The organism is Mycolicibacterium vulneris (assembly GCF_002104765.1).
GTDB classification, from domain to species: domain Bacteria; phylum Actinomycetota; class Actinomycetes; order Mycobacteriales; family Mycobacteriaceae; genus Mycobacterium; species Mycobacterium vulneris.
In genome coordinates, this window is sequence record NZ_NCXM01000044.1 from 1 (window position 1) to 20,929 (window position 20,929).

19 protein-coding genes and 2 tRNA genes are annotated in these 20,929 nt (G+C 66.8%); 6 read left to right on the top strand and 15 right to left on the bottom strand.

What is annotated here, in order from left to right; genetic code table 11:
- Nucleotides 1-1,138 precede the first annotated feature (1,138 nt).
- From mobA to clpX, 4 genes are all read right to left on the bottom strand, one after another.
- The gene (gene mobA / locus B8W69_RS27300) at nt 1,139-1,744 is read right to left on the bottom strand and encodes a molybdenum cofactor guanylyltransferase (RefSeq protein ID WP_085292833.1); all 606 of its coding nucleotides are present in this window, start codon (nt 1,742-1,744) and stop codon (nt 1,139-1,141) included.
- A gap of 13 nt (nt 1,745-1,757) precedes the next feature.
- Nucleotides 1,758-2,858, bottom strand: coding sequence for a 2-oxoacid:ferredoxin oxidoreductase subunit beta (locus B8W69_RS27305; RefSeq protein ID WP_085292814.1), 1,101 nt, complete (start codon nt 2,856-2,858; stop codon nt 1,758-1,760).
- A gap of 111 nt (nt 2,859-2,969) precedes the next feature.
- Entirely contained in the window at nt 2,970-4,925 is a 1,956-nt protein-coding gene (locus B8W69_RS27310) for a 2-oxoacid:acceptor oxidoreductase subunit alpha (protein ID WP_110882078.1), read from the bottom strand.
- A 310-nt stretch (nt 4,926-5,235) separates the two neighbouring features.
- Nucleotides 5,236-6,516, bottom strand: a complete 1,281-nt coding sequence (clpX, locus tag B8W69_RS27315; RefSeq protein ID WP_064878398.1) for an ATP-dependent Clp protease ATP-binding subunit ClpX — start codon at nt 6,514-6,516, stop codon at nt 5,236-5,238.
- 340 nt (nt 6,517-6,856) lie between these two features.
- Between clpX and mmuM the strand changes: the two genes are divergently transcribed.
- The gene (mmuM, locus tag B8W69_RS27320) at nt 6,857-7,747 is read left to right on the top strand and encodes a homocysteine S-methyltransferase (protein WP_085292815.1); all 891 of its coding nucleotides are present in this window, start codon (nt 6,857-6,859) and stop codon (nt 7,745-7,747) included.
- On the opposite strand, the gene clpP2 is transcribed toward mmuM, so the two are convergent.
- From clpP2 to B8W69_RS27340, 4 genes are all read right to left on the bottom strand, one after another.
- Entirely contained in the window at nt 7,744-8,379 is a 636-nt protein-coding gene (gene clpP2, locus B8W69_RS27325; protein ID WP_085292816.1) for an ATP-dependent CLP protease proteolytic subunit ClpP2, read from the bottom strand. The two genes, mmuM and clpP2, sit on opposite strands and share 4 nt — an antisense overlap.
- Nucleotides 8,376-8,966 (bottom strand): ATP-dependent CLP protease proteolytic subunit ClpP1, encoded by a 591-nt coding sequence (gene clpP1, locus B8W69_RS27330; RefSeq protein ID WP_065030766.1) that lies wholly within the window; start codon nt 8,964-8,966, stop codon nt 8,376-8,378. Before clpP1 ends, clpP2 begins: the two co-directional genes overlap by 4 nt.
- Nucleotides 8,967-9,091: 125 nt before the next feature.
- Entirely contained in the window at nt 9,092-10,576 is a 1,485-nt protein-coding gene (tig, locus tag B8W69_RS27335; RefSeq protein ID WP_085292817.1) for a trigger factor, read from the bottom strand.
- Nucleotides 10,577-10,654: 78 nt separating this feature from the next.
- Nucleotides 10,655-10,731 (bottom strand) — tRNA-Pro (locus tag B8W69_RS27340).
- Nucleotides 10,732-10,879: 148 nt separating this feature from the next.
- Between B8W69_RS27340 and B8W69_RS27345 the strand changes: the two genes are divergently transcribed.
- A tRNA-Gly gene (locus B8W69_RS27345) sits at nt 10,880-10,950 on the top strand.
- A 32-nt stretch (nt 10,951-10,982) separates the two neighbouring features.
- Nucleotides 10,983-12,173 (top strand): serine hydrolase domain-containing protein, encoded by a 1,191-nt coding sequence (locus tag B8W69_RS27350; protein ID WP_085292818.1) that lies wholly within the window; start codon nt 10,983-10,985, stop codon nt 12,171-12,173.
- 64 nt (nt 12,174-12,237) lie between these two features.
- On the opposite strand, the gene B8W69_RS32400 is transcribed toward B8W69_RS27350, so the two are convergent.
- From B8W69_RS32400 to B8W69_RS27370, 4 genes are all read right to left on the bottom strand, one after another.
- Nucleotides 12,238-12,714 (bottom strand): Mtp family mycobacterial-type pilin, encoded by a 477-nt coding sequence (locus B8W69_RS32400; RefSeq protein ID WP_500684408.1) that lies wholly within the window; start codon nt 12,712-12,714, stop codon nt 12,238-12,240.
- A complete protein-coding gene (locus B8W69_RS27360) occupies nt 12,693-13,499 on the bottom strand; it encodes an Fpg/Nei family DNA glycosylase (RefSeq protein WP_085292819.1) in 807 nt (268 codons plus the stop codon). Before B8W69_RS27360 ends, B8W69_RS32400 begins: the two co-directional genes overlap by 22 nt.
- 18 nt (nt 13,500-13,517) lie before the next feature.
- Nucleotides 13,518-13,997: a ribose-5-phosphate isomerase gene (locus tag B8W69_RS27365; RefSeq protein WP_085292836.1), complete on the bottom strand. Its 480-nt coding sequence runs from the start codon at nt 13,995-13,997 to the stop codon at nt 13,518-13,520.
- Nucleotides 13,998-14,067: 70 nt separating this feature from the next.
- Nucleotides 14,068-14,691, bottom strand: coding sequence for a mycothiol-dependent nitroreductase Rv2466c family protein (locus B8W69_RS27370; RefSeq protein WP_085292820.1), 624 nt, complete (start codon nt 14,689-14,691; stop codon nt 14,068-14,070).
- 92 nt (nt 14,692-14,783) lie between these two features.
- Here B8W69_RS27370 and pepN point away from each other — a divergent pair, with 92 nt between their 5' ends.
- On the top strand, nt 14,784-17,363 hold the full coding sequence (gene pepN / locus B8W69_RS27375) for an aminopeptidase N (RefSeq protein ID WP_085292821.1): 2,580 nt from the start codon (nt 14,784-14,786) through the stop codon (nt 17,361-17,363).
- Nucleotides 17,364-17,371: 8 nt separating this feature from the next.
- Here pepN and B8W69_RS27380 read toward each other — a convergent pair whose 3' ends face one another.
- The 3 genes from B8W69_RS27380 to B8W69_RS27390 form a co-directional block, all read right to left on the bottom strand.
- Complete coding sequence (locus tag B8W69_RS27380) at nt 17,372-17,839, bottom strand: DUF5130 domain-containing protein (protein WP_085292822.1); 468 nt, start codon at nt 17,837-17,839, stop codon at nt 17,372-17,374.
- Nucleotides 17,826-18,053 carry an aa3-type cytochrome oxidase subunit CtaJ gene (gene ctaJ / locus B8W69_RS27385; protein ID WP_085292823.1) on the bottom strand — a complete coding sequence of 76 codons (228 nt, stop codon included), beginning with the start codon at nt 18,051-18,053 and terminating at the stop codon, nt 17,826-17,828. The genes B8W69_RS27380 and ctaJ overlap by 14 nt, the downstream gene beginning before the upstream one ends.
- A gap of 67 nt (nt 18,054-18,120) precedes the next feature.
- A complete protein-coding gene (locus B8W69_RS27390; RefSeq protein WP_065030757.1) occupies nt 18,121-18,768 on the bottom strand; it encodes an HNH endonuclease in 648 nt (215 codons plus the stop codon).
- Nucleotides 18,769-18,911: 143 nt separating this feature from the next.
- Between B8W69_RS27390 and B8W69_RS27395 the strand changes: the two genes are divergently transcribed.
- Both B8W69_RS27395 and B8W69_RS27400 read left to right on the top strand, forming a co-directional pair.
- Nucleotides 18,912-19,307: a globin gene (locus B8W69_RS27395; RefSeq protein WP_007774129.1), complete on the top strand. Its 396-nt coding sequence runs from the start codon at nt 18,912-18,914 to the stop codon at nt 19,305-19,307.
- A 25-nt stretch (nt 19,308-19,332) separates the two neighbouring features.
- Complete coding sequence (locus B8W69_RS27400) at nt 19,333-20,898, top strand: glycoside hydrolase family 13 protein (protein ID WP_085292824.1); 1,566 nt, start codon at nt 19,333-19,335, stop codon at nt 20,896-20,898.
- Nucleotides 20,899-20,929: the final 31 nt, after the last annotated feature.

A 20,929-nucleotide genomic window follows, 5' to 3' on the forward strand; every position in this document is an offset into this window, starting at 1 on the left:
CGTGACCGCTGCAAGAATGAGCGTCTTTCGGACGTTCTTCAAGTTTTTTCCTTTCGCGGTGCGCGCGCCAAAGCAAGCCCACGGGTGTGGGCTGAAGCTGTCTGGTTGATGCCTGCTTTGAAACGTGCCGTCTGGGTCAGGCACGGTAGCGGCGGGCCAAGTCTGCCCGGCGGGTGTTACCCACCGACCACAGTCGGGCTTTCGCCGTCCGTGGCACCGCTCGCACGCGGATCCGTGGATTCAATTATTTGATTACTCTTCCGTAACCCGTTCTGGGCTAACAGGGACCGTAGAAGACCCTGGCGCATTCGTCATCTTCGGAAATCGGATATCTCGGTTCGGTAACGGGCCGATCACGCCGTGGTATCCCGCCCATTTGCGCAGGTCATGGCGGCGTGTTCCGAATCAGCGCTCGAACGGAACAGCCAAGCGAATGGTGAGCCGAATCACCTGAGTTTTGTGAGCTGGCGCACGTTTATTTTCAGTCTGTCGCCGATTGGCCAGCGCTTCAATGGATCCGAACGCGCCGGCCGCAAACCGGCGTAGAGTACCGTAAGCCACCCGGGCTGCAAGGCACCCATGCAGCCCGACGATCAAGAACGCCGATCATATCGGCTTCTACTGCGCGCCAGCATATTCGACTGAATACATCGCTCCGCGACCATGTTTTCCATGCCGATTGCGCGTGCGCACCGTATTGCCTTGCTCAGCAACAGATTTCGTTAATAACGCACGGCGGCAACGGCTTTCGATCGCCTCGGCAAAGCCGAGGACTTACCATCGGCAACGGGCGCGGCGCCGCCAAGCGCGTAATGCCAATCGACAGGGCGCGCGCGATTTCAAAAAGTCGATTTTGTCGAAATGGCTTACGGCTCTTAGCGAAGGACCCGGGCGTCGTGCGCCGCCCGAACCGCCGGACGCTATTGAGGGGATCCTCAAATCGACACTGCTACAACAGATCACGATGGCGAGCCAAGAAATATTTCCGCATTGACGTCGTCGTCGGAATGCCGAATTGCGCGGTGCGTATTCCAGAAATACTGAAATAACTAATGCCGTGTTTACGGCGCGCGTTGGCAGCGGCGTCGAATTGTCGAAACGTAGAGTCCGCCGGCTCGATCCGCCCGGCGCTCCGCCGTCAGCCCCGCGACTGCGCCAGAGCGAGCAGGTCTCTCTCCGTGTTGACGTTAGCCAGGAAGCGCGATTCCGGCAGCACGATCTGCTGTGCGTCCGAGGCGTCGATCAGGGCGCGCATGGAACGGGCGCCGCCGGCCACCAGGCCGTCGATCCGCTCGGCCAGATCGGTGCGGTACACCGCAGCCAGGTAGTGGCTGCGACCGTCCCACGGCAACACGATCTCGGCGTTGGTCTCGGTGGCCAGCTGCACCAGCTCGTCGATCAATTCCGCGGACAGCAACGGCATGTCGACGGCGCAGACGAAGGCATACCGGGCGCCCGCCTCCGCAGCCGCCCGCAGTCCGCGTCCGGTCGCCGGCAGCGGCCCCTGGCCGCGCACCTCGTCGCGGACGACCTGCGCCTGCACCGCGGGCAATGGTTGGCCCGGCGCGGCCATCACAAAAACGGGTTCGCAGCGCTGCGCGATGACCCCCGCGACGTATTCGAGGAGCGTCGCCGCACCGCGGGGGCCGGGCAGGGTGGCCTTGTCACGGCCCATCCGCCGCGATTCACCGCCGGCCAGCACGATCCCCGCTAGCGACCCGGCCTTTTTCCCTGTGTCGGGCATCTGGTCGCCCACGTCAGTCGACGCTCCAGGTGTCGCGCCCGCGCAGCAGCGATTGCAGCGCGGCGGAGTCGAACGGCTTCGCCGACTGGGCCGCCTGCACCTGCGCGCGCGCCGCGTCGTCGTAGGTGGGCCGGCTGATGTTGCGGAAGATGCCCAGCACGGTGTGATCGAGGTTCTGGTCCGACAACCGGGACAGGGCGAAGGCGTAGGCCGAGTTGTCGCTGTGCGCGTCGTGCACCACGATCTCGTCGACCGACACGTCGGCCGTCTTGGCCACCTCCAGGCCGAAACCCGACTTGACCACGCAGTATTCGCCGTTGGCGCCGAACACAATTGGCTCGCCCTGGCGGACGTTGATGACCCGCTCCTCGGCGCCTTCCTTTCGCAGCGCGTCGAACGAGCCGTCGTTGAAGATCGGGCAGTCCTGCAGGATCTCAACCACGGCGGCGCCCCGGTGCCCAGCAGCGGCGCGCAGCACCTCGGTCAGTCCGTTGCGGTCGGAGTCCAGCGCGCGACCGACGAAGGTCGCCTCGGCGCCCAGCGCCAGCGACACCGGGTTGAACGGGTGGTCCAGCGATCCCATCGGGGTCGACTTGGTGACCTTGCCGACCTCTGATGTCGGCGAGTACTGCCCCTTGGTCAGACCGTAGATCCGGTTGTTGAACAGCAGGATGGTGATGTTGACGTTACGGCGCAGCGCGTGGATCAGGTGGTTACCCCCGATCGACAACGCGTCGCCGTCACCCGTGACCACCCACACCGAGAGGTCCTCGCGGGCCAGCGCCAAACCGGTGGCGATGGCCGGTGCGCGGCCGTGGATCGAGTGGAAACCATAGGTTTCGAGGTAGTACGGGAACCGGCTCGAGCAGCCGATGCCGCTGATGAACACGATGTTCTCGCGGCGCAGCCCGAGGTCGGGCAGAAAGTTGCGGATGGTGTTGAGGATGACGTAGTCCCCGCAGCCCGGGCACCAACGGACCTCTTGGTCACTGGTGAAGTCCTTGGACTTCTGCGGCTGGTCCTCGGGAGTCAGCGTGGGGACCCCGTCGTTTTTGGTCAACTTCGCGGTCACACCGAGGTCTTTGCCCGCCAGGTTGCCGATCACGTCAGTCACGAGCGCCGCTCCTCCTCATCGCTTCGCTCTGCATTGTCGCGGCGCATGTCACGAGCACCGCTTCGTCATCGCTTCGCTCTATGTTGTGGCCGGCCGGAACCATTACTGAGCTCATGCGCCCGCTCCAACCGTTGCTGCCGCCATCTTGGCGACCATCGTCTTGTCGTTCTCCACTTCGGCCAGCGTCCCGCCTAGCGCGGCGCGGATGACGCGGCCGATCTCGTCGGCCAGGAAGGCGACACCCTGCACCTTGCTCACCGATTGCACGTCCACCAGGTACTTGCCCCGCAGCAGGAACGCCAGCTGGCCCAGGTTCATTTCCGGCGCCACCACCTGCGGGTACCGCCGCAGCACCTCACCCAGATTGGCCGGGAAGGGGTTGAGGTAGCGCAAGTGGGCGTGCGCCACCTTGATGCCCTTGCGCCGCGCGCGCCGGCAGGCCTCACCGATCGGGCCGTAGGAGCTGCCCCAGCCGATCAGCAGCAGCTCGGCGTCGCCGGTCGGGTCGTCGACCTCAAGATCGGGCACCGAGATCCCGTCGATCTTCGCCTGGCGCAACCGGACCATCAGGTCGTGGTTGACCGGCTCGTAGGAGATGTTGCCGGAGCCGTTCGCCGCTTCCAGGCCGCCGATGCGGTGCTCGAGCCCTGGGGTGCCGGGCACGGCGAATTGCCGCGCCAGCGTGTCCGGGTCACGCGCGTAGGGCTGGAACGGCTCGTCCGGCTTGGCGAAGGTGTGCGTGATGCGCTGCAGCGTGCTGACGTCCGGAATGCGCCAGGGCTCTGACCCATTGGCGATCGCGCCGTCGGACAAGACGATCACCGGGGTGTGGTAGGACACCGCGATGCGCGCCGCCTCGAGCGCGGTCTCGAAGCAGTCCGAGGGTGAGCGTGGGGCCAGCACCGCTACCGGTGACTCGCCGTTGCGGCCGAACAACGCCTGTAACAGGTCGGCCTGCTCGGTCTTGGTGGGCAGCCCGGTCGAGGGCCCGCCGCGTTGCACGTCGACGACGAGCAGCGGCAGCTCGGTCATCACGGCCAGCCCGAGCGCCTCGGACTTGAGCGAAATGCCCGGGCCGGAGGTGGTGGTGACGCCCAGCGCGCCGCCATACGAGGCGCCGATGGCCGCGCAGATGCCACCGATCTCGTCCTCGGCCTGGAAGGTAATAACGTTGAAGTTCTTGTGCTTGGACAGCTCGTGCAGGATGTCGGAGGCCGGCGTGATCGGGTAGCTGCCGAGCATGACCGGAATGTCCGCCAGCTGACCGGCCGCGACGATCCCGTATGCCAGCGCGGTGTTGCCCGAGATCTGGCGGTATTCGCCGGACGGCAGGGTCGCCCGGGACACCTCGTAGGTGGTCCCGAAGGCCTCGGTCGTTTCGCCGTAGTTCCAGCCCGCCTTCAGCGCCAGCACGTTGGTCTCGGCGACCTCGGGCTTGCGGGCGAACTTCTCCCGGATGAACTTCTCGCTGGTTTCGATCGGCCGGCCGTACATCCACGAGAGCAGACCCAGCGCGAACATGTTCTTGGCGCGCTGGCCGTCCTTCTTCGTGGCGCCGATCGTCTCGACCGCCCCGAGCGTCAGCGTGGTCATCGCGACGGAATGCACCACGTAGTCGGACAACTCGTCGGTCTCGAGGGGGTTGGTGACGTAGCCGACCTTGGTCAGGTTGCGCTTTGTGAACTCATCGGAGTTCGCGATCACCATTCCACCGCGGGGCAGGTCACCGATATTGGCTTTGAGCGCAGCGGGATTCATCGCGACGAGGACGTCGGGCCGGTCGCCAGCGGTCAGGATGTCGTAGTCGGCGATCTGAATCTGGAAGGACGAGACGCCGGGTAGCGTGCCTGCAGGGGCGCGGATCTCCGCGGGATAGTTGGGCTGGGTGGCGAGGTCGTTGCCGAAAAGCGCTGCCTCGGATGTGAAGCGGTCACCGGTGAGCTGCATGCCGTCCCCGGAGTCCCCGGCGAAGCGAATGACGACCTGTTCGAGGCGCTGACGGGCAGATCCGTTGGGGGAAGCCCCATTCTGTGAGTCTGATCCGGCTCCACTGCCGTTCGGATCCACGTCTTTGCCCTCCACTTTGCTCACCGGACAGACACTGCGCGCGAACTAGGTTACGCCCGTGAAAGTGACTTTCCGGCCGTCTCGGTTTGATGTCACTGGAAGTATCAATTATGGCACTTATTTCCGGTCGCCATCGCCGTGCCTGAGTCGTCATCTCGGCCGCGTCGGCATCCAAAAGACGACGTCAGCGACGTGCTACTGATCAGTAGCACAGCAAACTGTGGCGTTGGTCACGTCGACGTGCGTCGCGCGTGCAGCAAAACTACGCCAGGCGGCCGGGCGATTGGGCCGGCCGGGATACTGGACGAACTTAGGCGCTCTTGTCCCGACGCTCGGAACGGGAAGGCTTGCGCGGCACGATCGTCGGCAAGACGTTGTCCTGGACGGTCTCCTTGGTCACCACGACCTTGGCGACGTCGTCGCGGCTCGGGATGTCGTACATCACCGGCAGTAGGACCTCTTCCATGATGGCCCGCAGGCCACGGGCGCCGGTGCCGCGGTGGATCGCCTGGTCGGCGATCGCTTCCAGGGCGTCGTCGGTGAACTCGAGCTCGACATTGTCCATCTCGAAGAGCCGGGTGTACTGCTTGACCAGCGCGTTCTTCGGCTCGGACAGGATCTTGACCAGCGATTCGCGGTCCAGGTTGGTGACCGACGCGACCACAGGGAGCCGGCCGATGAACTCGGGGATCAGGCCGAACTTGATCAGGTCCTCGGGCATCACTTCGGCGAAGTGATCGGTGGTGTCGATCTCGGCCTTGGAGCGCACCTCGGCGCCGAAGCCCAGGCCGCGCTTGCCGACGCGCTCGTAGATGATCTTCTCCAGGCCCGCGAAGGCCCCGGCGACGATGAACAGCACGTTGGTGGTGTCGATCTGGATGAACTCCTGGTGCGGGTGCTTGCGCCCACCCTGCGGGGGAACCGAGGCCTGGGTGCCTTCCAGGATCTTCAGCAAGGCCTGCTGGACGCCTTCTCCGGAGACGTCGCGGGTGATCGACGGGTTTTCGCTCTTGCGGGCGATCTTGTCGACCTCGTCGATGTAGATGATGCCGGTCTCGGCACGCTTGACGTCGTAGTCGGCGGCCTGGATCAGCTTGAGCAAGATGTTCTCGACGTCCTCACCGACGTAACCGGCTTCCGTCAGGGCGGTGGCGTCGGCGATCGCGAACGGGACGTTGAGCATCTTGGCGAGCGTCTGGGCGAGGTAGGTCTTGCCGCAACCGGTCGGTCCGAGCATCAAGATGTTGGACTTGGTCAGCTCGACCGGCTCGTGCCGTGAGTCCCGGCCCTTTTCACCGGCCTGGATCCGCTTGTAGTGGTTGTAGACGGCCACGGCCAGCGTCCGCTTGGCGGTGTCCTGCCCGATGACGTATCCCTCCAGGAACTCCCGGATCTCGACCGGCTTAGGGAGTTCATCAAGCTTCACGTCGTCGGCGTCGGCGAGCTCCTCTTCGATGATCTCGTTGCAGAGATCGATGCATTCATCGCAGATGTATACGCCGGGGCCAGCAATGAGTTTCTTGACCTGCTTCTGGCTCTTCCCGCAGAACGAGCACTTCAGCAGGTCACCGCCGTCTCCGATGCGCGCCATGGTGCTGAGGGCCTACTTCCTGTTCGCCGTTGGTCTTGCCTGTCCCCGCATGTATTCACCGACGCTACCCGTTTGTTCGGGCCCGAGGCGACCATAAGGGCCGAATCGCGTCCATGCTATTTGCGGGAGTTCATGCCTGTTCCGTATGGATGAAACATATAGCCAGACGGCGCCCGTCACTCGCGAAAGGCGCGCTTTGCGTGTCTTTGGCGTGTCGCGGTTGTGATGCGACCGAGGCTGGCTCCCCTCCGACCTTGCTTCGGTGTGGAGGTGCCGACCCAACGCCAACAATCACGCGAGGCCTGGGCGGACCCCCAAGAATTCACCCTACAGTGGCGACGTGGGTTTGGCGGGGGGCTTTGCATGGCCCGGCGGATCCGTACTGCTCGACGGCGGCTTGGCCACCGAGCTCGAAATGCGCGGCCATGACCTGTCCGACCCGTTGTGGTCGGCCAGGCTGCTCGCCGACGACCCGCGGGCCATCGCCGCCGTGCACGCCGCCTACTTCCGCGCCGGGGCCACGATCGCGACCACGGCCAGCTACCAGGCATCCTTCGAGGGGTTCGCCGCCCGCGGGTTCGATCGCCGGGAGACCGCCGGGCTGTTGCGCCGCAGCGTCGAGCTCGCCAAGGCGGCGCGGGACGAATTCGGCGGCGATGGGCTGCTCGTCGCCGCCTCGGTCGGACCGTACGGCGCGGCGCTGGCCGACGGATCGGAGTACCGCGGGCGCTACGGCCTGTCGGTTGCGGCCCTGGCGCGCTGGCATCGCCCGCGGCTGGAGACCCTGGCCGACGCCGGCGCGGACCTGCTGGCGTGCGAAACCGTGCCAGATGTCGACGAGGCGCAGGCCTTGGTCGAGCTGGTGCGCTCGGTCGGGAAGCCAGCCTGGCTGAGCTACACGATCGACGGCGACCGGACCCGCGCCGGGCAATCGCTGGCCGACGCGTTCGCGGTGGCGGCCGGCGTCGACGAGATCGTCGCGGTCGGGGTGAACTGCTGCGCGCCCGACGACGCGCTCCCCGCGATCGCGCGCGCCGTGGCCGTCGGGAAGCCCGTCATCGTCTACCCGAACAGCGGTGAACGCTGGGATGCGTTGCGGCACAGGTGGATCGGCCCGTCGCGGTTCAGCACGGGCCTGGCGGCGCAGTGGACCGCGGCGGGGGCCCGCATCGTCGGCGGATGCTGCCGGGTGGGGCCCGCAGAGATCGCCGACCTTCGCCGAAGCCGCTAGGCGGACTGCGCCGAAAGCTTCCGGTACTCCAAGACGGTGTCGATGATCCCGTAGTCCTTGGCCTCTTCGGCGGTGAGGATCTTGTCCCGGTCGGTGTCCTTGCGGATCACCGCGGCGTCCTTATTGGTGTGGCGAGCCAACGTGGTCTCCATCAGCGTGCGCATCCGCTCGATCTCGGCGGCCTGAATCTCCAGATCGGAGAACTGCCCCTGGATCACACCCTGCAGCGAGGGCTGGTGGATGAGCACCCGGGCGTTGGGCAGCGCCATCCGCTTGCCTGGCGTCCCGGCGGCCAGCAGCACCGCCGCGGCAGAGGCGGCCTGACCCAGGCACACCGTCTGGATGTCGGCGCGCACATACTGCATGGTGTCGTAAATCGCCATCAGCGAGGTGAATCCGCCACCGGGCGAGTTGATGTACATGGTGATGTCGCGGTCGGGGTCCAGCGACTCGAGCACCAGCAGCTGCGCCATGATGTCGTTCGCCGACGCGTCGTCGACCTGCACGCCGAGGAAGATGATGCGTTCCTCGAACAGCTTGTTATACGGGTTGGACTCCTTGACACCGAAGCTGGAGTGCTCGATGAACGAGGGCAGGATGTAGCGCGCCTGGGGCTGGGTTTCGGGGTTCACTGGGCTTCTCCATTGGTGATGTGTGCGGCGCGGGTGATGATGTGGTCGACGAAGCCGTATTCCAGGGCTTCCTGCGCGGTGAACCACCGGTCGCGATCGGAGTCGGCCTCGATGCGTTCGATTGACTGGCCGGTGAACTCGGCGTTGAGCCGGAACATCTCCTTCTTGATGACGTGGAACTGCTCGGCCTGGATGGCGATGTCGGCCGCGCTTCCGGTCACCCCACCGAGCGGCTGGTGCATCAGGATGCGGGCGTGCGGCAACGCGTACCGCTTGCCCTTGGTGCCGGCGGCCAACAAGAACTCACCCATCGAGGCGGCCATGCCCATCGCGTAGGTGGCAATGTCGCACGGCGCCAGCACCATGGTGTCGTAGATCGCCATCCCGGCGCTGATCGATCCGCCCGGTGAATTGATGTAGAGCGAAATGTCCTTGGTGGCGTCCTCGGCGGCGAGCAGCAGAATCTGCGCGCACAGCCGATTGGCGATTTCGTCGCTCACCTCCGAACCCAGGAAGATGATGCGCTCGGACAGCAAGCGCTCATAGACCGAGTCCGTGAGGTTGAGACCCTGCGAGTTTGAACGCATGTCAGTCACGACTGGGTTACCTGCTTTCTCGAGATCCGTATTCACGACACTAACCAACCGAGCCCACTGTTTCGCGGCCACGCACCCCTGAAACGGGCACGTTCGCTCACAGCGTCATGGCGCGGTCACTCCCCGGCGTCGGCCTCATCGGAGTCGCCGGCCTCGCCGGAGTCCTCGTCGGCCTCGGCATTCGAGTTGTCGGCCTGCTCCGTTGAATTGTCGGCCTCCTCCGTCGCGCCGGCCGGCGCGGCTGCGTCGGCCTCCTCCGTTGAATTGTCGGCCTCCTCCGCTCGCTTGCCGAAGAATTCACTGGTGTCGATGGCGTTTCCGGCGGTATCGGTGACGGTCGCCGCCCGGATCACCTCGGCGATGGCCAGCGCGCGCCGCACATCGGCGAACATGGCCGGCAGCTGGTTGTTCTCCTGGAGGTAGGCCAACAGCTGCTGGGGCTCGATGCCGTATTGCCGCGACGTCGCCACCAGGCGCTCGGTCAGGTCGTCCTGGCCGACCTGGACCTCCAGGTCGTCGGCCAGGGCGTCCAGCAGCAGCTGCCGTTTGACGTCCGTCTCGGCCGCCGTGCGCGTCTCGGTCTCGAACTCCTCGCGGGACTTGCCCTGCTGGGCCAGCACTTCCTCGAGCTTGGACTCGTCGTGGTCGAGGCCGTGCAGGGCGTTGTGCAACGCGCTGTCGACCTGGGCCTTGACGATGGCTTCCGGTAGCGGCACCTCGACCTGCTCGAGCAGCGTGTCGAGGGCGGCCTCGCGAATGTTCTCGGCCTGCTGGGCGCGCTTGGTGCGTCCGACCTGCTCGCGCAGGTTGGACTTCAGCTCCTCGATGGTGTCGAACTCGCTGGCCAGTTGTGCGAACTCGTCGTCGGGCTCGGGCAGCTCACGTTCCTTGATCGACTTGACCGTGACGGTCACCTGGGCGTCCTTGCCCGCGTGTTCGCCGGTCGCCAGCTGCGCGGTGAACTCCTTGGGCTCGTCCACGGACAGACCGACCAGCGCCTCGTCCAGGCCCGCGATGAGCCGGCCCGAGCCGACCTCGTGGGACAGGCCCTGCGCGGCGGCGCCCGGAATCTCTTCGCCGTCGATGGTGGCCGACAGGTCGATCGAGACGAAGTCGCCGTCGGCGACGGGGCGGTCCACCCCGGTCAGGGTGCCGAATCGGGCACGCAGAGACTGCAGTTCGGCGTCCACGTCCTCGTCGCTGACCTCAATCGGGTCCACCGAGACCTTGAGCGCGCCGGGGTCCGGCAGTGTCAGCTTGGGGCGGACGTCGACCTCGGCAGTGAAGGCCAGCTCCTCGCCGTACTCCTTCTTGGTGACCTCGATCTCGGGCTGGCCCAGCGGGTGCACCTCCGATTCGGCGACGGCCTGCCCGTACCGCGCGGGCAGCGCCTCGTTAACGACCTGATCGAGCATCGCCTCGCGGCCGAAGCGCGCCTCCAGCAACTTCGCCGGCGCCTTGCCCGGCCGGAACCCGGGCAGTCGCACCTGCTTGGCCAGCTCCTTATAGGCGCGCTGGAAGTCGGGCTCGAGTTCCGAGAAAGGGACCTCCACGTTGATGCGCACCCGGGTGGGGCTCAACTGCTCGACGGTGCTCTTCACGGGTGTGCTCCTCAGTGCTCGTTCTTTGCTCGTTGTTGGCGGTCGGTGGGTCGTGCGCATGGCACGGGCGGGTCGTGCTGGTCGGGGTGACAGGATTTGAACCTGCGGCCTTCCGCTCCCAAAGCGGATGCGCTACCAAGCTGCGCTACACCCCGCGCTGACCTCGATGATCCTAAGGCCCCTCAACACCGGGTTGGCCACGGGCTTCGTAGCGACGTCGCAGACCTCACGGAGCGATCACAAAACCGCGTCGATTAGATTTGATCTTCGTCGCCAGCTACAGTCACGCTCGACTAAATACATGCGGGCGTAGCTCAATGGTAGAGCCCTAGTCTTCCAAACTAGCTACGCGGGTTCGATTCCCGTCGCCCGCTCGGGCTAACTATCTGCTCGTTAGAAAGGCGCCATGAGCGACCTGAAGACCGACGCATCAATCCACGGGTCATGCGCCTCGGACTTTGCCGGAGTTCGCGACGCATTCGAGCGCAATTTCACGCTGGGCGATGACGTCGGCGCTGCTGTCGCGGTGTGGGTCGACGGATCTCTGGTCGTCAACCTGTGGGGTGGCTGGGCCGACGCGGCCCGCACCCGGCCGTGGCGGCAGAACACCCTCACTACCGTGTTGTCCGGCACCAAGGGCCTGTCGGCCACGTGCGTGCACCAGCTCGCCGACCGCGGCGAGCTGGATCTGCAGGCTCCGGTCGCTTACTACTGGCCCGAGTTCGCCCAGGCGGGCAAACAAGACATCACGCTGGCGATGGTGATGAGCCACCGGTCCGGGGTGATCGGCCCGCGCACCCGGATGCGGTGGGAGCAGGTCGCCGACTGGGACTACGTCTGCGAACAGCTGGCCGCCGCGGAGCCCTGGTGGGAGCCCGGGACCGCGCAGGGCTACCACATGACGACCTTCGGTTTCATCATGGGCGAGGTGTTCCGCCGGGTGACGGGCCGGTCCATCGGCCAATACCTGCGCACCGAGATCGCCGAGCCGTTCGGCGCCGACGTCCATATCGGGCTGCCGCTGAGCGAGCAGCACCGCTGCGCCGAGCGGGTCCACAAGCCGCACGCCCGCGACCTGCTGGCCGAGGCGAAGGCCCCCGGCTATCCCACCAGCCTGGCCGAGCACCCCAAGGCGGGACTGTCCATTTCGATGGGGTTCGCCCCCGATGACGAACTCGGCTCGCACGACCTGAACCTGTGGCGCGAACTCGAGTTCCCCGGCACCAACGGGCAGGTCTCGGCGCTGGGGTTGGCGACGTTCTACAACGCGCTCGCCCAGGAGAAGGTGCTCAGCCGCGAGCACATGGACCTGGTGCGGGTCTGCCAGGGCGGGCTGGACACCGACCTGGTGCTGGGCCCGCGGGTCGCCGACCACGGATGGGGCCTGGGCTACATGCTCAACCAGCGCTGCGTCAACGGACCCAACCCGCGGATCTTCGGCCACGGCGGGCTGGGCGGCTCGTTCGGGTTCGTCGACCTAGAGCACCGCATCGGCTACGCGTATGTGGCCAATCACTTCGACCCCACCAAGGCGAACGCGGACCCGCGCAGCCTGGTGCTGTCCAACGAGGTCTACTCCGTGCTGGGAGTCATCTAGCGCCGGAACGCAAACGCGCCCTGCCGGGAGCGGCAGGGCGCGTTCGGGTGGGTGACTTGTCGGATCAGGGGTGCCAGCCGGGAGGCGGCGGCGGCCCCCACGGGCCACCCGGAGGTGGTGGCGGTCCCCACGGGCCACCCGGAGGTGGCGGCGGTCCCCACGGGCCACCCGGAGGTGGCGGCGGTCCCCACGGGTCACCGGGTGGCGGTCCGCCACGCCAGTCGTGGCAGTGGTTCCAGTCCCAGTTATTACCCCAGCCCGGATCCCAGTTGTCACCCGGACACCATTGCGGGAAGGGTCCGGGGTGAGCCTGCGCCTCGGTTGCGACGCCCAAGCCCGCCAAACCCAGCCCGCCGATTGCGAGAGCCGTTGCGGCCAAACGTGGAAGAGTTTTCACAGGAGCGTTCTTACCCGCATCGCTGCTTTTGCTAACAATTGGCACCAGTGTTTTGAGCTGAGAGTTTCCTGCCAATCCGCGCGCCGTCCCCCGGGCTGCGGCTTTGGACGGGACCGGCGGGGTCACTTCTGGCAGGTCGGGCACCAGAAAACGTTTCGCCCCTCTAGCACCGTCGTGCGGATCGGATCGCCGGACACCCGGCAGGGCTCGCCGGCCCGCCGGTAGACGTAGGTGCGGGGCCGGTCGGGCCGGTACGACGGCGCGCCGTGGTCGTGTTCGGGGCGCACCACGATGATCTTCCCGCCGCGCAATCCGACCTTCATCAGCGCGACCAGATCGGTCCAGGCCGCGTCGAACTCGTCGTCGCCGACGTCGCGGCCGGGCCGGAACGGGTCGATCCGGTGCCGGAAGAGCAACTCGCTGCGGTAGACGTTGCCCACCCCGGCCATCACCGTCTGGTCCATCAGCAGCGCACCAATTGGTCTGCGGGACTTGGTAATCCGCTTCCACGCCCATGACGGATCGGCGTCGCTGCGCAACGGGTCGGGACCCAGCCTGGCCAGGACGTCGCTGACCTGGCCCTCGTCGATGACCTCGCACACCGTCGGGCCGCGCAGGTCGGTGCCGTAGCCGGCGCCGATCATGCGCATCCGCACTTGCCCGATCGCCTCGGGAAACAGGCCGTCGGCGGGACGTTCCCATTCGGTGAAGGCGCCGTACAGCCCCAGGTGCACATGCACGATCGGGCCGCCGGCGTAGTGGTGGAACAGGTGTTTGCCCCATGCGCTGGTGCGCTGCAACACCCGGCCGTCGACCACCGCGGCCGAATCAGCGAAGCGGCCCTGTGGGCTGGACACCGCGACGGGGGCGCCGGCATACCGGCGTTGGTGCAGCCGGGCCAACCGGTGCAGGGTATGCCCTTCGGGCACGCGCAGACCTTTCCGGGGTCAGCCCGCCGCGCCGGGAACCGGCGGGGCTTGGTGGGTGCGTTCGTATTCGGCGAGGATGTCGATGCGCCGTTGGTGGCGTTCGGCTTTCGACCATGGCGTGGTCAAGAAGGCGTCGACGATGGCCAGGGCCTCGGCGACGGTGTGCATGCGAGCGCCGATGCCGATCAGTTGGGCGTTGTTGTGCTCGCGGGCCAGCGTCGCCGTTTCGACGCTCCAGGCCAGCGCGCAGCGGGCACCGGGCACCTTGTTGGCGGCGATCTGCTCGCCGTTGCCCGACCCGCCCAGCACGATGCCCAGACTGTCCGGGTCGGCCACCGTGCGTGTGGCGGCGGCGATACAGAAGGGCGGGTAATCGTCTTCGGCGTCGTAGCTGAAGGCGCCGCAATCGATCGGCTCGTGCCCGGATTTCTTGAGGTGGTCGATGATCTGCTGCTTGAGCTCGAATCCGGCGTGGTCAGAGCCGAGGTAGACGCGCATGCCCGCAATCCTTACACAGCCACGCGCCGGGCCGGCGGCGGCGATCACGGTGGATCGCCGCGCGACCGGCTTAGTCGAATTCGGGCTTCTCGGTGCGGCTGCGCTTGAGCTCGAAGAAGTGCGGGTAGGACGCGAAGGTGACCGAGGCGTCCCACAGCTTGCCCGCTTCCTCACCGCGCGGAATCTTGGAGAGCACCGGCCCGAAGAACGCCACATCGTTGACGTGGATGGTCGGGGTGCCGACATCGTCGCCCACCGCGTCCATGCCGGCGTGGTGGCTCTTGCGCAGCGCCTCGTCGTACTCCTCGCTGTTCGCGGCCTCCGCCAACTCGGCCGGCAGGCCCGCGTCGGCCAGCGCCAGCTTGATCACGTCATCCAGATCCTTGTTGCCCTCGTTGTGAATGCGAGTGCCCATCGCGGTGTACAGCGGCGCGAGCACCTCGGCACCGTGGGCCTGCTCGGCGGCGATCGCCACCCGCACCGGACCGAACGCCTTGACCATCCGCTCCCGGTACTCCTCGGGCAGACCCTCGCGGTTTTCGTTGAGTACCGCCAGGCTCATCACGTGGAAGTTCACGTCGATGTCGCGAACCTTCTCCACCTCGAGGATCCAGCGCGAGGTGATCCATGCCCACGGACACAGCGGATCGAACCAGAAATCGGCCTTGTTCTTCGCGGTGGCGGTGTCAGGCATGGCGGGTCCTTTCGTGAAGTGAAAAGTCTGATCTGCACAACCGTAGGCGTCTGCGTCCTGTTCCCGGTTTGCCCGACCCGTAAGTTGGACACGTGGCTCTCCCGAATCTCACCCGCGAACAAGCCGTCGAGCGCGCATCGCTGATCACCGTCGCCAGCTATCAGATCGACCTCGATGTCACCGATGGCGCCGGCGCCCCCGGCGAACGGACGTTCCGCTCGATCACCACGGTGGTGTTCGACGCGCTGGCCGGCGCCGACTCGGTCATCGACATCGCCGCCGACACCATCCGCAGCGCGACGCTGAACGGACGCGATCTGGACGTCTCCGGGTACGACGAGTCGACCGGTATCCCCCTGCGCGGGCTGGCCGAACGCAACGTCATCGTGGTCGACGCGGACTGCCTCTACTCCAACACCGGTGAGGGTCTGCATCGGTTCGTCGACCCAATCGACAACGAGACCTACCTCTACTCGCAGTTCGAAACCGCCGACGCCAAGCGCATGTTCGCCTGCTTCGACCAGCCCGACATGAAGGCGACCTTCGACGTGCGGGTGACCGCGCCCGCGCACTGGAAGGTGATCTCTAACGGTGCGACGGTGTCGGTGAACGACGGCCTGCACACCTTCGCCACCACGCCGCGGATGAGCACCTATCTGGTCGCCTTGATCGCCGGCCCCTACGCCGAGTGGAACGACTCCTATACCGACGAGCACGGCGAGATCCCACTGGGCATCTTCTGTCGCTCCTCGCTCGCCAAACACATGGACGCCGACCGGCTGTTCACCCAGACCAAGCAGGGATTCGGCTTCTACCACAAGAACTTTGGTCTGCCCTACGCGTTCGGGAAATACGATCAGCTGTTCGTCCCCGAATTCAACGCCGGCGCAATGGAAAACGCCGGCGCGGTGACGTTCCTCGAGGACTACGTGTTTCGCAGCAAGGTCACCCGGGCGTCCTATGAGCGGCGCGCCGAGACCGTGCTTCACGAGATGGCGCACATGTGGTTCGGCGACCTGGTCACCATGGCGTGGTGGGACGACCTGTGGCTGAACGAGTCGTTCGCGACCTTCGCTTCCGTGCTATGCCAAAGCGAGGCAACGGAATTCACCGAGGCCTGGACGACGTTCGCGACGGTCGAGAAGTCGTGGGCCTACCGCCAGGACCAACTGCCGTCCACGCATCCGATCGCGGCCGACATCCCCGACCTGGAAGCGGTCGAGGTGAACTTCGACGGCATCACCTACGCGAAGGGCGCCTCGGTGCTCAAGCAGTTGGTCGCCTACGTCGGGCTGGAGCACTTCCTGGCCGGGCTGCGCGATTACTTCCGCGCGCACGCATTCGGCAACGCCACGTTCGACGATCTGGTCGCAGCGCTCGAGCAGGCGTCCGGGCGTGACCTTTCCGACTGGGGTCAGCAGTGGCTGAAGACGACCGGGCTCAACACGCTGCGCCCGGAGTTCGATGTCGACGCCAACGGCGATTTCACCCGGTTCGCGGTGACCCAGAGCGGCGCCGCCCCGGGCGCCGGCGAGACCCGCGTGCACCGGCTGGCGGTCGGGGTCTACGACGACGACGGGACCGGGAAGCTGGTGCGGGTGCACCGCGAAGAACTCGACGTCGAGGGCTCCATCACGGAAGTTCCTGCGCTGGTTGGTGTTTCGCGGGGAAAGCTGGTGCTGGTCAACGACGACGACCTGACGTATTGCTCGTTACGGCTGGACGGCGATTCGCTGCGCACCGCGCTGGAGCGCATCGCCGACATCGCCGAGCCGCTGCCGCGCTCGCTGGTCTGGTCGGCCGCCTGGGAGATGACGCGCGAGGCCGAGCTGCGGGCCCGCGACTTCGTGGCGCTGGTGACGGGCGGCGTGCACGCCGAATCCGAGGTCGGCGTGGCGCAGCGGCTGCTGCTACAGGCTCAGACCGCGCTCACGTCGTACGCCGAGCAGGGTTGGGCGCGCGAGCACGGCTGGCCGCAGTTCGCCGACCAGCTGCTGGAGTTGGCGCGCGGCGCGCAGCCCGGCTCGGATCACCAGCTCGCCTTCGTCAACACGTTGTGCTCCTCGGTGCTGTCGGCCGGCCATATCGAAACGCTGGCGGACCTGCTGGACCGCGACCCCAGCGAGTTGGGGCTGGCCGGCCTCGAAGTCGACACGGACCTGCGGTGGCGGATCGTTACGGCGCTGGCCACCGCGGGCAGTGTCGACGCCGATGGGCCCGCGACGCCGTTCATCGATGCCGAGATCCAGCGCGACCCGACCGCCGCCGGCAAGCGCCACGGCGCCCAGGCCGCGACGGCGCGACCGCAGCCGGCGGTCAAGGAGGCGGCCTGGACGACGGTGGTCGAAGACGACACCCTGGCCAACATCACCGCCCGCTCGATCATCGGGGGCATCGCCCCGCCCGGGCAGGCCGAATTGCTCAAGCCGTTCACCGCGCGCTATTTCGAGGCGATCTCCGGGGTCTGGGCGCGCCGGTCCAGCGAGGTGGCGCAGACGGTGGTGATCGGGCTGTACCCGCACTGGGACATCAGCGAGGACGGCGTCGCCGCCGCGGACAGGTTCCTGTCCGACCCGGAGGTGCCGGCGGCATTGCGACGCCTGGTGCTCGAGGGCCAGGCCGGGGTGAAGCGTTCGTTGCGCGCGCGCCGGCTCGATGCCGGCGAGGGCTGAGCCTTACGTCAGGCGGGCGAAATCCCGGCGCTCAGCACGCGGATCGCGCTGACCAGGCCGTCGACCAAGTCGCCCCGCTCGAACGCCGAGGACGCGGCGGCGACACCCAGCGGTGCGGCCGACTCGGCGCCCCGGCCGCGCACCTGCGTGCCGTAGACCACCTCGATGACCTTCTGGTTGGGTGAAACAGCCAGCAGCACCGCGTTGTCCGGCGTCGGCACGTCGGCCAGGATCTCGCGAGCCCGCGCGGCGGTGTCGCTGCCCAGGTCACCCAGGTAGATCGCGAAGCGCGTCTTGGACGCCCGGGAGCCGAACTTCAGGGCATCGTCGATGGCGACGAGGTCTTTGGTCGAAAACGGGAAATGCACCGACAGTTCACCGGGCTCGGTGACACCGGAGATCCGCCCGCTGGTGGTGATGACCGAGCCGCGCGGCAGCTCGGCGGGTTCCCTCATCGCTATCTCACCAAGTGCCACTGGCGCCACCTCCAACTGAGAATTCCGACGTGCCATGCCCGCCGTGGGCGTGGCCGACGTCTTCGTCGGTGGCGGCCCACAGGATCGGCGGATGCGTCCACTTCTCGCCCAACTTGTAGGCCGCTGGGTGCGGTCCCTTGTGGGACCAGATCAGCACCGAAAGCAAAACCACCAGCAGCAGCGGTATTCCGACGATTAACAGATGGACATGCATAGGACTCACGACGCAAACCGTATCCCACGCAGCGACCTACCGGCGCGACCGGAGGCCAGATTGGCGATCAGGCCGCGCCCTCGCCGAGATACCGGGCCCAGGCCGGATCCAGTTCCTTGACGGTCGACAGCAGCCGCCAGTGCTGCCCGGTCGGCGGCAGCGGTGGCCGGCGCAGCGCCCAGCCGAGCTCGCTGAGCAGCTTGTCGCCCTTGCGGTGGTTGCAAGTCGAGCAGCACGCGACGCAGTTCTCCCAGGAATGGTCGCCGCCGCGGCTGCGGGGGAGCACGTGGTCGACGGTGTCCGCCTTCGCCCCGCAGTAGGCGCAGCAGAACCGGTCGCGATGCATCAGCGCGGCGCGGGTCATCGGGACGCGCGCGCGGTACGGGACGCGGACGTAAGACCGCAGCTGGATCACCGAAGGCACCACGATCGAGCTGGTCGCCGAGTGGATGACGGGGCCGGCCGGGTCGTGGTGGACCACGTCGGCCTTTCCGCAGATCACCATGACGATCGCGCGGCGCATCGGCAGCGCGGTCAGCGGCTCGTAGGTGGAATTCAGCAGCAGGACCCGCCGGCGGCTCCAGATGGACGCTCCCTCGGGGCGTGCGGGCGGGTGGATCTCAACACTATGCAGCGACGACGCGGTCGCGGGTCCGGTCAACCCTGCCGCGGCTACCTGACTGCGGTGGCTGCGGCGTTTCTTGCCCTGCGCCATAGATCCTCCGCGAACAGTCCACCATGATTCGCCGGCAATCGCACCCCTATGGCAGGTGAACGCCGGGGCGATCCTATGAACACCAGGCATGGGGTCGGGCCGCCTCCGCTTGGCATCGCGAGGATGCACCACAATGGACGGTGATGGATCAGGTAGCAGAGTCCTTCTACGACGCGGTCGGCGGCGCCGAGACTTTCCACGCGATCGTCGCGCGCTTTTACGCCCAGGTTCCCGAAGACGAGATCCTGCGCGAGCTGTATCCGCTGGACGACCTCGAGGGCGCCGAAGAACGCCTGCGGATGTTCCTCGAGCAGTACTGGGGCGGCCCGCGCACCTACTCCGACCGGCGCGGACACCCCCGGCTGCGGATGCGTCACGTGCCGTTCCGGATCACTCCCCTGGCGCGTGACGCGTGGCTGCGGTGCATGCACACGGCCGTCGCGTCCATCGATTCGCAGACGCTCGACGACGAGCACCGCCGCGAGTTGCTCAATTACCTGGAAATGGCTGCCGACTCACTGGTCAACTCGCCCTTCTAGATACCTCGCAACCGAACGGAGCACTATGAGCCCCGCAGCATGGTGGTCGAACGCGGTCTTTTACCAGGTCTATCCACGATCGTTCGCCGACAGCAACGGCGACGGCGTCGGCGACATCGACGGACTCGTTGCCCATCTGGATCACCTGGAGCGGCTCGGCGTGGACGCGATCTGGCTCAGCCCGGTCACCGTCTCGCCGATGGCCGACCATGGCTACGACGTCGCCGACCCGCGGGACATCGACCCGCTGTTCGGCGGAATGCCGGCCATCGACCGGCTGATCGCGGCGGCACACCAGCGAGGCATCAAGATCACCATGGACGTGGTGCCCAACCACACCAGCTCCGCGCACCCCTGGTTCCAGGCCGCGCTGGCCGCCGGCCCGGGCACCGATGCCCGGGAGCGTTACCACTTCCGCGACGGCAAGGGGCCCGACGGGGCCCTGCCGCCCAACAACTGGACGTCGGTCTTCGGCGGCTCGGCGTGGACGCGGGTGGTCGAGCCGGACGGCAATCCCGGGCAGTACTACCTGCACCTCTTCGACACCGAGCAGCCGGACCTGAACTGGGAAAACCCCGAGGTCTTCGAGGACTTCGCGACATCGCTGCGGTTCTGGCTGGACCGTGGCGTGGACGGCTTCCGCATCGACGTCGCGCACGGGATGGCCAAGCCCCCCGGCCTCCCCGACGCCAAGGACGACGCCAAGGTGCTGTCGCACAGCGACGACGACCCGCGGTTCAACAACGCAGGCGTGCACGACGTTCACCGCAAGATCCGCAAGATCGTCGACGAGTATCCGGAGGCGGTGACCGTCGGCGAGGTGTGGGTGATGGACAACCTGCTCTGGGCCGAGTACCTGCGGCCCGACGAACTGCATCTCGGCTTCAATTTCCGGCTGACCAAGATCGACTTCGACGCCGGCGAAATCCGTGACGCCGTCGAGAACTCGCTTGCGGCCACCGCGATCTATGACGCGGTCCCGACCTGGACGCTGTCCAACCACGACGTGGACCGCGAGGTCACCCGCTACGGTGGCGGCGACATCGGGCTGCGCAGGGCCCGGGCGATGTCGATGGCGATGCTCGCCCTGCCGGGCACGGTGTTCATCTACAACGGTGAAGAGCTCGGGCTGCCCGACGTGCTGGACCTGCCCGAGGAGGTGCTGCAGGACCCGACCTGGGAACGGTCCGGGCACACCGAGCGGGGCCGGGACAAGTGCCGGGTACCGCTGCCGTGGTCGGGCGAGGAGCCCCCTTTCGGGTTCTCGTCCTCACCCGACACCTGGTTGCCGATGCCGAAGGACTGGGCGGCGCTGACCGTCGAGAAACAGAGCGGCGATCCCGACTCCATGCTGTCGTTTTTCCAGCGGGCACTCGAATTGCGCAAGCGCCGTGTGGAATTCGATGGCGACACGATCGAGTGGCTGGATGCGCCCGGCGATGCGGTGATCTTCCGGCGCCCCGGTGGGCTGATCTGCGCGCTCAACAGCGGCGAATCGCCGGTGCCGCTGCCGGCGGGCGAGCTGATCCTGGCCAGCGCGCCGCTGCTGGAGGGCACACTGCCGCCGGATTCGGCGGCCTGGCTGGCGTAGCCGATCCGGGTCGCGCTGCCGAAGTCTCGGT